Source organism: Pseudomonas sp. 05N434, from assembly GCF_056396965.1.
In genome coordinates this window covers 1-12481 of sequence record NZ_JBFTMK010000073.1, presented here as the reverse complement: position 1 = coordinate 12481, position 12481 = coordinate 1, and the positions used below count along the sequence as shown (strand labels likewise).

Genomic DNA, 12481 nt, shown 5'->3' with positions numbered 1-12481 from the left:
GTTTTTCCACCAGCGCCTTGGAAATCCCCAGGTGCTCGGCGATTTGCGGGTGTGACAGGCCTTCGATCTTTCGCAGCAGAAAGCTCTCGCGACACAGCCGTGGCAACTCCGCCAGTGCGCGCTGGAGCATGTCCAGGCGCTGACCGTGATCGAGGCTGTTGTGAGGCGAAGGGATGAAGTAGCGCTCTTCGCTGTCGAGCACGTCCAGGGACTCGACCTGACGCAAGGCATTGCGTCGGTGGTCGTCGATCACCAGGTTGAGCGCGGTGCGATAAAGGAACGCCCGGGGTTGTTCGATCGGCGTGTCGCTGGAACGCTCCAGTACCCGCAGATACGCGTCATGCACCACATCTTCGGCCACCTGGCGGTTGCCTAGCTTGGCGTTCAGGAAACACACCAGCTCGCGATAGTAGTTTTCCAACATGACTCCCGGCCGCATGGGGGTGCGGTTTCTATCCTTGAGCCAGATCTGCCACCGCCCAAGTAGGCAGTGGCACGATGATGGCGATTTCGAGTGTGTAATTTATAGTAATTCTCATATAGATTTAAAGCGCTGTTTCTATTTGCCTGCTAAATAGTGCTGTCCTATACCTTTGACTTTGTCTGTCACTCAAAGCCTCAACGCTTAAATTCCCCGCCCCTTCCCTCGTCTACAGGACAGCTCCCCGTGGCTGTCGGTCCTCCGACAGCGTTCAGCTGTCGCCAGGTTTTGCGCGCAAGTTGAATGACGGGCCGAATCCTTTTGGCCGGAACCCTGCATGAAACGTCCCCGTCACACCCGACGCGCCCTGCTTGTTGCTCTTTGTCTGATCCCCGTTATCGCCATCGCGGCCTGGCAGGTTTTGCCTGCGGGTCGTGACCGGTTCGCCACGGTCCAGGTCGCGCGCGGCGACATTGAAAGCAGCGTCACGGCATTGGGAACCCTGCAACCGAGGCGGTATGTCGATGTCGGCGCCCAGGCCTCCGGGCAGATCCACAAGATCCATGTGGAAGTCGGTGACGTGGTCAAGGAAGGCCAGTTGCTGGTGGAAATCGATCCCTCCACCCAACAGGCCAAACTCGACGCCGGGCGTTTTTCCATCGACAACCTCAAGGCGCAGCTGCAGGAGCAACGGGCACAACACGACCTGGCCCGGCAGAAATATCAGCGTCAACAGCACCTCGCCGCCGGCGGCGCGACACGGGACGAAGATGTGCAAACGGCCCAGGCCGAACTGCGCACCACGCAAGCGCGCATCGACATGTTCGAGGCGCAGATCCGCCAGGCTCAGGCCAACCTGCGCAGCGATCAGGCCGAACTCGGCTATACGCGCATTTACGCACCGATGAGCGGAACGGTTGTGGCCCTCGATGCCCGCGAAGGYCAGACACTCAACGCCCAGCAACAAACGCCGCTGATCCTGCGCATCGCCAAACTGTCGCCGATGACGGTCTGGGCCGAGGTCTCGGAGGCTGACATCGGCCACGTCAAACCCGGCATGAGCGCCTGGTTCACCACGCTCAGCGGCGGTAACCGGCGCTGGAGCAGCACGGTGCGGCAGATTTTGCCGATACCGCCCAAACCGCTGGATCAGACCAGCCAGGGCGGCGGCAGTCCGGCCAGTTCCAGTAAAAGCGGGACGGCCCGCGTGGTGCTGTACACGGTGCTGCTGGACGTCGACAACGCCGACAACGCGCTGATGGCGGAAATGACCGCCCAAGTGTTCTTCGTTTCCAACCAGGCAAAAAACGTCCTTACCGCGCCGGTCGCCGCCTTGCAGGGCGGCCCGCAGACCGACAGTCAAACGGCTCGGGTGGTCGCCCAGAACGGCAGCATCGAGCAACGGACCGTGCGCACCGGCATCAGCGATCGCTTGAAGGTGCAGATCCTCGACGGACTGGCCGAAGGCGATCACCTGTTGATCGGCCCCGCCGACGGCAGTGGAGGTTGAATGCAAACGCCTCTGATCGACCTGCAGGACATTCGTAAATCCTACGGTGGCGGCGACGCGCCTGAAGTTCATGTGTTGCGCGGCATCGACCTGTCGATCCACGCCGGGGAGTTCGTGGCGATCGTCGGCGCTTCCGGCTCCGGCAAATCGACGCTGATGAACATCCTCGGCTGCCTCGACCGGCCAACGTCCGGCGAGTATCGGTTCGCCGGCGAAAATGTCGCGGCACTCGACAGCGATGAGCTGGCCTGGCTGCGCCGCGAGGCATTCGGTTTCGTGTTTCAGGGATATCACCTGATTCCGTCCGGTTCGGCCCAGGAAAACGTCGAGATGCCGGCAATCTACGCCGGCACCCCAGCGGCCGAACGCCACGCCCGTGCCGCCGCCCTGCTCGACCGTCTCGGCCTGGCAGCACGCACCGGCAACCGTCCGCACCAGCTCTCCGGCGGCCAGCAGCAACGGGTGTCCATCGCTCGCGCATTAATGAATGGCGGCCACATCATCCTCGCCGACGAACCCACCGGCGCCCTCGACAGCCACAGCGGCGCCGAGGTCATGGCGCTGCTCGACGAACTGGCGAGCCAGGGCCATGTGGTGATCCTCATCACCCACGACCGCGACGTGGCGGCCCGGGCCAAACGCGTGATCGAAATCCGTGACGGCCTGATCATCAGCGACAGCGCCCGCGACAACCCCGCCGTGCAGGCCTCGGCCAATCCCGGTGCGCTGCAAGCGGTGGATTTGCGCAAGCGGCTGAGCGAAGGCAGCGAGGCCACCGGTGCCTGGAAAGGCGAATTGGTGGATGCGATACACGCGGCCTGGCGGGTGATGTGGATCAACCGCTTCCGCACCGCCCTGACGCTGCTGGGGATCATCATCGGCGTCGCCTCGGTGGTGGTGATGCTGGCGGTCGGCGAAGGCAGCAAGCGTCAGGTCATGGCGCAGATGGGCGCGTTCGGCTCGAACATCATTTACCTCAGCGGCTCCGCTCCCAATCCACGCACGCCGCCCGGCATCGTGACCCTGGATGACGTCGCCGCGCTGGCCAGCCTGCCGCAAGTCATGCGAATCATGCCGGTCAACGGCGCCGAAGCCGGGGTGCGCTTCGGCAACCTCGACCACCTGAGCTACGTCGGCGGCAACGACACCAACTTTCCGGCGATCTTCAACTGGCCGGTGGTCGAGGGCAGTTACTTCACCGAGGCCGATGAACGCAACGCCGCGGCGGTCGCGGTGATCGGCCACAAGGTGCGCAGCAAATTGCTCAAGGACGTCACCAACCCCATCGGCCAATACATCCTGATCGAAAACGTGCCCTTTCAGGTCGTCGGCGTGCTCGCGGAAAAAGGCGCCAGTTCCGGCGATTCCGACAGCGACAATCGGATTGCCGTGCCCTACTCGGCCGCCAGTGTCCGGCTGTTCGGCACCCACAACCCCGAATACGTGGCCATTGCCGCGGCCGACGCGCGCAAGGTCAAAGAGACCGAAAAGGCCATCGAGCAGTTGATGCTGCGCCTGCACGACGGCAAACACGATTTCGAACTGACCAACAACGCCGCGATGATTCAGGCCGAGGCGCGCACGCAAAATACGCTGTCGCTGATGCTCGGTTCGATTGCGGCGATCTCGCTGCTGGTGGGCGGCATCGGCGTGATGAACATCATGCTCATGACCGTGCGCGAACGGACCCGGGAGATCGGTATCCGCATGGCCACCGGCGCTCGTCAGCGCGACATATTGCGCCAGTTCCTCACTGAAGCCGTGATGCTCTCGGTGGTCGGCGGGATCGCCGGCATCGCCCTGGCGCTGATCGTCGGCGGCGTATTGGTGCTCAGCAAAGTCGCGGTGGCCTTTTCCCTGGCGGCCGTCATCGGCGCCTTCGCCTGCGCACTGATCACCGGCGTTGTCTTCGGCTTCATGCCGGCCCGCAAAGCTGCCCGACTCGACCCGGTCACGGCCCTTACCAGTGAATGATCGATCTATGAAACCGCAACTGAGCCTGTTGACCCTTTGCCTGTTACTCGGCGCCTGCAGCCACCCGGCTGCGCGCCCGGACAGCGGCATTCAACCACCGCCGGCCTGGCAATCACCACACGATGAAAGTGCCTCCCGGACGAGTCGACAATGGTGGACGCAGTTCGGCAGCCCGCAGCTTGATCGCCTGATCGAACAGGCCCGCGTCGGCAGTTATGACCTCGCCGCCGCCATCGCTCGGGTGCATCAGGCCCGGGCCGACACAGTGATTGCCGGCGGCTCGCAGCTGCCGGAGATCAAGGCCGGCATGAACGCCAACCGCCAAAAACTGTTGCGCGGCAACGGCTACAGCCAACTCGATGCCGACAGCAGCAATAAGGCCGTGGACTACTTTGACGCCAACCTCAGCGCCAGTTACGAAATCGACTTCTGGGGCGGCAAACGTGCGTCCCGGGACAGTGCGCAATTCGGGCTGCGCGCCAGCGAGTTCGATCAGGCCACGGTTGAATTGACCTTGCTCAGCGGCGTGGCCAGCAGCTACGCGCAAGCCTTGTCGCTGGATGAACAAAGTCGCATTGCCGAGCTGAACCTGGCCAATGCACAGAACGTTTTGAAACTGGTGCAGACCCGTTTCAACTCAGGCTCGACCACCGCGCTGGAACTGGCCCAACAAAAAAGCCTGGTGGCGGCGCAACAACGGCAACTGCCGCTGATTCGCCAGCAAGCCGAGGACGCCCGGATCAACCTCGCCGCCTTGCTGGGCCGACCGGTTCAGCAACTTCCGCCCAGCCACGAATCCTTCGATCAACTGCAATGGCCTGCCATCGATGCCGGATTGCCCAGCGAACTGCTCAGCCGCCGCCCGGACATCGCCCGCGCCGAAGCGCAACTGGCCGCCGCCCAGGCCAACGTCACGGTCGCACGCGCAGCCATGTTGCCCGCCGTGACCCTCAGCGCCGACATCGGCTCGGGCGCCAACACGGCCAGCGACATTCTGCGCAGCCCGTTCTACAACCTCACCGCCGGGCTGGTCGCACCGATCTTCAACAACGGCCGCCTCGGTGCCGAGCGCGACAAGGCCACGGCCCGCCAACAAGAACTGCTGGAAGCCTACCGAGGCGCGATCATCAATGCGTTTGCCGACGTCGAAAAAGCCCTCAACAGCATTCGCGGCCTGGATGAACAGCGGCAGTGGCAACGCGAAGAACTGAACCAGGCCCAGGCCGCGTTCAACATTGCGCAAAGCCGCTATCAGGCTGGCGCCGAGGATTGGCTGACGGTGCTGGAAACGCAGCGCACGCTGTATGCGGCGCAGGACTCGAATGTGCAACTGCGGTTGTCGCGGTTGCAGGCGAGCATTGCGTTGTACAAGGCGTTGGGTGGGGGGTGGCAGGTGCTTTGATCGAGGTTATCCGTCACCAAAAACTGTGTGGCGAGGGAGCTTGCTCCCTTGCCACAAGTGCCTGGCTTACGAACTCAGCGGCTTGACCTTCAGATTCCGCGCATACCACGGCCGTTGCGGCACTCGCCGGAACAAATCCGCGAGTTTCTTTTCATCCGTACCGAAGGTAATGCGCAGCGCCAGCTTCATGGTTTCCGGGTCCATTTCCACCGACTTGCCGACCTGCAATCCCGGCGTAGTGCTGCAACCGTGGGTGCTCGGGCCGAGCCACGGATCATCGACTTCAACCCAGCGCCCCGGGGCGAACCAAGGCACGCCATTGACCTCAAGCCGACTGAGCTCACCCGGATGGAAACGCTCGTGGGCGCGGARCCAGTCTTCCAGGCGATCGTCGATCCAGCCGTGGAAATGCCAGAACACCGGGTTCACGTGGGATGAAAACGGGTCACCGAGGAAGTCGTTTTCCGGCGCATACCAACGCGCGGAAAAGTCCGCCGGATCCCGGGCAAAAGGCACCGGCTGACCGTTGGAGGGATCCCGTGGCACCGAGGCCCAGCGCATGTGCAGCCAGTCGTGCAGCCCCAGTTCCACCTCCGAACCGAACTGCCCCAGGGTCAGCTTCGACAGGTAACGCGGGTCGCGGTAACGGGACTCCCATACCTGAAAATTGCTGTGGTAGGTCTCGGCAGTCTTGATGTCGCTGACCCACTGGGTGTACTCGGTGTCTTCGGCGGCCAGCCAGGTGGGCGGCAGCGCCGTGCCATCGTGATTGTCGAAATAGCGGGCGAAGCCCTGACGGTCGCGTTCAAGCTCCGGCTGCGGCATCGGGAAGCTCGACCAGGACGGCAGGTCCTGCATCGAACGCGCCGTGCCGAGCATGTGCCGGTGCATGAAGAAAAAGTCGACTCCCGAACCATTACGGTCTTTGCGCGGCCCCCGGGCATCGCGCTCATTGCCTCGCGGGCCCGGCTGCCAGCCGATGCCGCGCAAGGCGTCCTGTTGGTCCTTGGAGAGTTTGTGCCATTTGTCCCGCGAGGCGTGCCAGAGCTGGTGGAACAAACGGTGCTCGGGGGAAATCAGCCACGCCAGCAACGGCGGATTCAACCCCACACGCTCACGGGCTTCGGGAAACAGCCGTTTGCGCGCGACAAAACGATTGTCCAGTTCCAGCAAACCGAGCGGGCGATCCAGGCGCAGGATCCGCCCGCTGAGGGTGCCACTGCCGGCATTGCCGAAATCGGCCCAGACCTCATCGAACGTGACCGCCAGCTCATAAGCCGGCGCGCCGTTGGCCGATTGCCGATCGATCAGGCGCCAGTACAGCTGGCTGGCGTCAGGCGACACCAGGTCGCCGATCACCCGGTAACGCGGCTCGGCTGCGCTGCGTAACTGCTGCGCGGTATCGAGGCAGCCACGCAGGCCACGGCCGCGCTGAGCGATGTCGAGAAACAGCTCCAGCCCGTGCTGCGGTAAACCGTCGAGGCCCGCTTGCGAACCTTCGAAGCGGATATCCCAGATGCCTCGCAGCGAGTTGGCCAACTGCTGACCCGCGGTGTCCGCGAGGTCGACCGTCGCCTCGCCGGGGGTAATCGTCGGGTCCGGCTTCGTCCATTCGCGATGCCCATAATAAGCCGCAGGCACGGCAGCGCCAGTCAGCGCCAGGCCTGCCATGAACCATCGTCGAGAAATCGTCATTGCCCTACCTGTGTCAGCCATGAAGCAGGCTTTATCCAAGCTAGAACGTTTGTTGTGCGGGGAAATTTAAGCGTGCCAAACACAATCCCCTGTGGCGAGGGAGCTTGCTCCCGCTCGGCTGCGAAGCAGTCGTAAATCCGGCGCATGCGRTGTGCCTGGCAGTACGAGGCTGCAGGTTTCAGGACTGCTTCGCAGTCCAACGGGAGCAAGCTCCCTCGCCACAGGTATCTCGCTATCTCCTAATTTTTTCTGCCAGCCACTCGTTCCTCCCAGATAGCAAAGGCCCCTGCGCCTGCACCGGGGCGGCGAACCTGACAGAGATGGCAATGACAAAACCACGTTCGAAAAAGGCTCTTTACATCGGCCTGCCGCTGGCCCTGGCGATCAGCGCCGGCGCGGGCTTCGCAGTCTGGTATTACGGGTTCAAGGACAACCCCGGTTACCCGATCAAGGTCATGCAACAGGCCGACGAGTTGCACGAGCGCATGCTCTCCTTCGATAGCCACATCAGCCTGATGCAGAACTTCGGCACCCAGGGCAATGAAGCCGACAAGGATGGCGAGGGCCAGTTCGACCTGGTCAAGGCCAACCGCGGACGCCTGTCCGGCGCGGCCCTGACGATTTTCGGCTGGCCGGAACTGTGGAATGGCGCCAACGCGCCGCACAAGCCCACCGCCGGTTTTGTCGAAGAGGCACGCAACCAGCAAGAGATCCGCTACAAGATTATTTCCGGGATGGTCCGCGACTTTCCCAATCAGGTCGCCATTGCCTACACCCCCGACGATTTCCGTCGTTTGCACGGCGAAGGCAAGTTCGCGATTTTCATCAGCATGCTCAATGCCTACCCGCTGGGCCACGACCTGAAGCTGCTGGACCTGTGGACGGCACGCGGCATGCGCATGTTCGGCTTCAGCTATATCGGCAATAACGACTGGGCCGACTCCTCGCGCCCCTTGCCGTTTTTCAACGATTCGCCCGATGCCCTCGACGGCCTCTCGGACCTAGGCAAGCAAGCGGTACATCGCTTGAATGACCTGGGCGTGATCATCGACGTGTCGCAAATGTCGACCAAGGCCCTGGAGCAAGTCGCGCAATTGAGCCGCACGCCGATGGTCGCCTCGCACTCGGCGCCACGGGCGATGGTCGACATCCCGCGCAACCTCAGCGACAAGGAAATGCAGCTGATCAAGAACAGCGGTGGCGTGGTGCAGGTGGTCGGTTTTTCCCAATACCTGCGCCCGCTGACCCAGACCACCCAGGACAAACTCAACGAACTGCGCAAAGCGTTCGACCTGCCGCCCCTGCCGAACCTCGCCATGGCATTAATGCCGGGCGATCCGGTCATCGCTGCCTGGCCCGAGAAAAAATTCGGCCAGTACGCCAGCCGTCTCTACGCGATTCTCGAAGAAGAACCCAAAGCCAGCCTCAAGGACCTCGGCGACGCCATCGATTACACGGTGCGAAAAATCGGCATTGACCATGTCGGCATCAGCTCCGACTTCAACGAAGGGGGCGGCGTCAAAGGCTGGGAAAACGTCGGTGACATTCGCAATGTCACGGCGGAACTGATCTCGCGCGGCTACTCCGAAGCAGACATCGCCAAGCTCTGGGGCGGCAACTTCCTGCGGGTCTGGGATCAGGTACAGAAAGCCGCCAAGCCGGCGCTGATTTCACAACAAGGCACGAGCACACCATGAGCGATCGTCGCACTTTTCTGAAACAGGCCGGGATCCTCGCCGCCGGCCTGCCGTTGACTGCCGGTCTGGACAACGTCGCCAACGCCACGCCAGTGCCATCGCTGCCTGGGGACAAATGGGCGCAACTGCGGCAGCTTTTCAACCAGGATCCGGATTACCTGCATTTCTCCAATTTCCTGATCACCTCGCACCCCAAGCCTGTGCGTGAAGCGATCGAGATGCACCGTGCCGCCCTCGATAAAAACCCCGGGCTGGCGATGGACTGGGACCTCGGCGTTATCGAGCAGCGTGAAGAAGAGGTACGTGTCTGGGCCGGTCGCTACCTGCAAGCCAATGCCAGACAGATCGCCTTGACCGGCAGCACCACCGAAGGCCTGGCGATGATTTACGGCGGCGTTCATGTACGCCCGGACCAGGAAATCCTCACCACCGCCCACGAGCATTAYGCGACCCACACCATTCTCGATCTGCGCACCCAACGGGACGGTACTCGGGTGCGCAAGATCAGGTTGTTCAAGGATCCGCAGACGGTGTCCAAAGCGGAGATCCTGGCCTCGATCGAGCAGAACATCAAACCCGAAACCCGTGTACTCGGCATGACCTGGGTGCATTCCGGCAGTGGCGTGAAACTGCCGATCGCCGACATCGGCGCGCTGGTGGACAAGCACAACCGCAATCGCGCCGATCAGGACCGCATTATTTACCTGGTCGACGGCGTGCACGGCTTTGGTGTCGAGGACTTGAGTTTTCCCGCCATGAACTGCGACTTCTTCATCGCCGGCACCCATAAATGGATGTTCGGTCCCCGTGGCACCGGCATCGTTTGCAGCCGCAGTGAAGAGGTCAAATACGTCACGCCGATCATCCCGACCTTCTCCGAAGCCACGGCGTTCTCCACCACCATGACACCGGGCGGCTACCACTCGTTCGAGCACCGCTGGGCGCTGAACGAAGCCTTCAAGCTGCATTTGCAATGGGGCAAGGCCGATGTTCAGGCGCGTATCCATGCCCTGAACAGCCATATGAAAAAACGCCTGCAAGCGCACCCGCAGATCGAACTGGTCACGCCCGTGAGTCCCGAGCTGTCATCCGGTTTCAGCTTCTTTCGGGTCAAGGGCAAAAGCAGCGACAAGATCGCCGCCTGGCTGATGCAAAACCGCGTGATCGCCGATGCCGTGGAGCGCGACGTGGGCCCGGTGATCCGCACGGCGCCGGGGCTGCTCAACACCGAAGCTGAAGTCGACCGCTTTATCGCGTTGCTCGGCAAACAGCTCTGATCGCCAGCCCCATGGTTAATGTCAGTCAGTTAAGTCGTAACGCGATCTGTAGCAGCTGGCGAAGCCTGCGTTCGGCTGCGAAGCAGTCGTGAATCCGACTGACGCGGTCTGCCTGACACACCGTAATCTCTGGTTTTACGACTGCTTCGCAGCCGAACGCAGGCTTCGCCAGCTGCTACAGAGATTGCGGCGTGGCGGAAGTTGCCCCCCCTGATTCCCTTTAACTTTTTATCGAGAGCAATGATGAACAGTGAGTTGCGTAGCTTGTCCCTGAAAACGCTCCCCGCACTGGCCTTCGCCGCCGTGGTTGCAGGCCTGCTGCCGGGTGCCGCTCAGGCCGCCGCCCCCGCCCCGCCCGGCAAAGTGTTCAAGGACTGCAAGCACTGCCCGGAGATGGTCGTGCTGCCCACCGGGACCTTCACCATGGGCACTCCGGACAATGAGGTGGGCCGCGAGCCCGACGAGGGTCCGTTGCACCCGGTGACCTTCGCCAAACCGCTGGCCATCAGCCGCTTTCAGGTGCTGGCCGGCGAGTGGGACGCGTACCTGCGCGACAGCGGTTACCTCATGCCCGACGGCGACACCCGGCCGGGCCGCGAGTGCAAGGCCGGCGTGCCGCGCTATGAACGCACGGCCAGGCATCCGGCGGTGTGCATGAACTTCCCCGAGGTCAATGCCTATGTGGCCTGGCTCTCGAAGAAGACCGGCAAGCACTATCGACTGGTCAGCGAATCGCTGCGTGAGTATGCCGCCCGCGCGGGCAGCAGTGGCTCGTTCCCCTTCCCGTTCGATGAAGGCAAGGAATACAGCATCGCCAAACACGCCAACACCTACGGCGCCGCCGATGGCTACAACTTCACCTCACCGGCGGGCAGCTTCCCGGCCAACGCCTTCGGCGTGTACGACATGCACGGCAACGTCTATGAGTGGACCGCCGATTGCTACAACGACAACTACGTCGGCGCACCGAGCGATGGCAGCGCCTGGTTGACCGGCGAATGCACCGCCCGGCGCATTCGCGGCAATGACTGGGGTGAAGCACCGGTGTTCTCGCGTTCGGGCAACCGTAATGCCACCTACCCCGACACCCGTGGCGACTGGCTCGGTTTTCGCGTCGCGCGGGATCTTTGAGGCTCCCACCTCCCGTCGCATGACCTGCAACAAACCCGTGCGCGGCTAAATCGCCGCCCACGGGTTTCGTCTTTTAAGCAGCCAAACTCTTGAACCTTTGCCCTTTAGCGGCACTTGAAGCGGAAACTTCCATGACCTCAAAATCCCGCGGAGCCTTCAGTGAAGTCCTCGGCCTGCTCAGGCCTTTCCGGGTCATCGTTGTGGTGTCGATCATGCTCGGCATGCTCGGTGGCCTCAGCATCACCGCGTTACTGGCGACCATCAATGACGCGCTGAACGCCGCCGATACCCCGTCGACCCGGGTGTTGGCAACGTTTATCGGCCTGTGCGCAGTGGCGTTGCTGACGTCGATCCTGTCGGACATCGGCACCAACCATGTCGGGCAACACATCATTGCCGGGCTGCGTAAATCCCTGGGGGAAAAAGTCCTGTTGGCACCGATCGAACAGATCGAGCGCTTCCGCAGTTATCGACTGATTCCGGTGCTGACCCATGACGTCGACACCGTCAGTGATTTCGCCTTTTCCTTCGCGCCGCTGGCCATTGCGTTCACCGTCACCCTCGGCTGCCTGAGCTACCTGGCCTACCTGTCGTTGCCGATGTTTGCCTTGCTGCTGGTGGCCCTGGTGATCGGCACCGCGCTGCAATACGTGGCCCGGACCAAGGGCATCAAGGGTTTCCAGGCGGCTCGCGAAGCCGAGGACGAACTGCAAAAGCACTACAGCGCGATTGCCGCCGGCGCCAAGGAACTGCGCATCCATCGTCCGCGCCGCCAACGCATGTTCAGCCAGCGCATCGAAGGCACCGCTGACTTCATCTGCAACACGCACATCCGCGCGGTCAACACCTTCGTGGTGGCCAAGACCCTTGGCTCGATGCTGTTTTTCGTGGTGATCGGCCTGGCGCTGGCCCTGCAATCGCTGTGGCTGGGCACCGATAAAGCGGTGCTCAGCGGGTTYGTGCTGGTGCTGTTGTACATGAAAGGCCCGATGGAATACCTGGTCACCACCCTGCCGGTGGTCAGCCGCGCCAACATTGCGTTCAAGCGCATCGCCGACCTGGCGGAGCAGTTTTCCTCGCCGGAACCGCACCTGCTGCTCAGTGACAAAGACGCGCCGAAACCGGTGGTCGAACACCTTGAAATGCGCGATGTGCATTTCGCCTTCCCGGCGGTGGACGGCAGCAAGCCCTTCGCCCTCGGGCCGGTCAACCTGTCCATCGCCCAGGGCGAGATCGTGTTTATCGTCGGTGAGAATGGCGGCGGCAAGACCACGCTGATCAAGTTGTTGCTGGGGTTGTATGCGCCCCAGGGCGGGGAAATCATCCTTAACGGTAAGCCGGTCCTGGCGCATAACCGCGACGACTATCGCCAGT

Annotated in this window: 9 protein-coding genes; 7 read left to right on the top strand and 2 right to left on the bottom strand. The window is 62.4% G+C overall.

Going from position 1 to position 12481, the window contains the following annotated elements; all coding sequences use genetic code 11:
- Positions 1 to 424 (bottom strand): sigma-70 family RNA polymerase sigma factor (locus AC1DLB_RS07465; RefSeq protein ID WP_477784817.1); only part of this gene is annotated, 424 nt, incomplete at its 3' end.
- Between the two features lie 334 nt (positions 425 to 758).
- Here AC1DLB_RS07465 and AC1DLB_RS07460 point away from each other — a divergent pair.
- From AC1DLB_RS07460 to AC1DLB_RS07450, 3 genes are read left to right on the top strand one after another with little or no spacing between them, the layout of a single operon-like run.
- Positions 759 to 1931, top strand: a complete 1173-nt coding sequence (locus AC1DLB_RS07460) for an efflux RND transporter periplasmic adaptor subunit (protein WP_477743759.1) — start codon at positions 759 to 761, stop codon at positions 1929 to 1931.
- Positions 1932 to 3905: a MacB family efflux pump subunit gene (locus tag AC1DLB_RS07455; protein ID WP_477743760.1), complete on the top strand. Its 1974-nt coding sequence runs from the start codon at positions 1932 to 1934 to the stop codon at positions 3903 to 3905.
- A gap of 7 nt (positions 3906 to 3912) precedes the next feature.
- Positions 3913 to 5307: an efflux transporter outer membrane subunit gene (locus tag AC1DLB_RS07450; RefSeq protein ID WP_477743761.1), complete on the top strand. Its 1395-nt coding sequence runs from the start codon at positions 3913 to 3915 to the stop codon at positions 5305 to 5307.
- Positions 5308 to 5373: 66 nt separating this feature from the next.
- On the opposite strand, the gene pvdP is transcribed toward AC1DLB_RS07450, so the two are convergent.
- On the bottom strand, positions 5374 to 7002 hold the full coding sequence (gene pvdP / locus AC1DLB_RS07445) for a pyoverdine maturation tyrosinase PvdP (protein ID WP_477784816.1): 1629 nt from the start codon (positions 7000 to 7002) through the stop codon (positions 5374 to 5376).
- A 326-nt stretch (positions 7003 to 7328) separates the two neighbouring features.
- Between pvdP and pvdM the strand changes: the two genes are divergently transcribed.
- The 4 genes from pvdM to AC1DLB_RS07425 all read left to right on the top strand — a co-directional run.
- The gene (gene pvdM, locus AC1DLB_RS07440) at positions 7329 to 8699 is read left to right on the top strand and encodes a pyoverdine-tailoring dipeptidase-like protein PvdM (RefSeq protein WP_477743763.1); all 1371 of its coding nucleotides are present in this window, start codon (positions 7329 to 7331) and stop codon (positions 8697 to 8699) included.
- Entirely contained in the window at positions 8696 to 9976 is a 1281-nt protein-coding gene (gene pvdN, locus AC1DLB_RS07435) for a pyoverdine-tailoring periplasmic protein PvdN (protein WP_477743764.1), read from the top strand. Before pvdM ends, pvdN begins: the two co-directional genes overlap by 4 nt.
- Positions 9977 to 10219: 243 nt before the next feature.
- On the top strand, positions 10220 to 11107 hold the full coding sequence (gene pvdO / locus AC1DLB_RS07430) for a dihydropyoverdine dehydrogenase (RefSeq protein WP_477743765.1): 888 nt from the start codon (positions 10220 to 10222) through the stop codon (positions 11105 to 11107).
- 131 nt (positions 11108 to 11238) lie between these two features.
- Positions 11239 to 12481: cyclic peptide export ABC transporter (locus AC1DLB_RS07425; protein WP_477784815.1), on the top strand; the 1243-nt coding region annotated here is incomplete at its 3' end.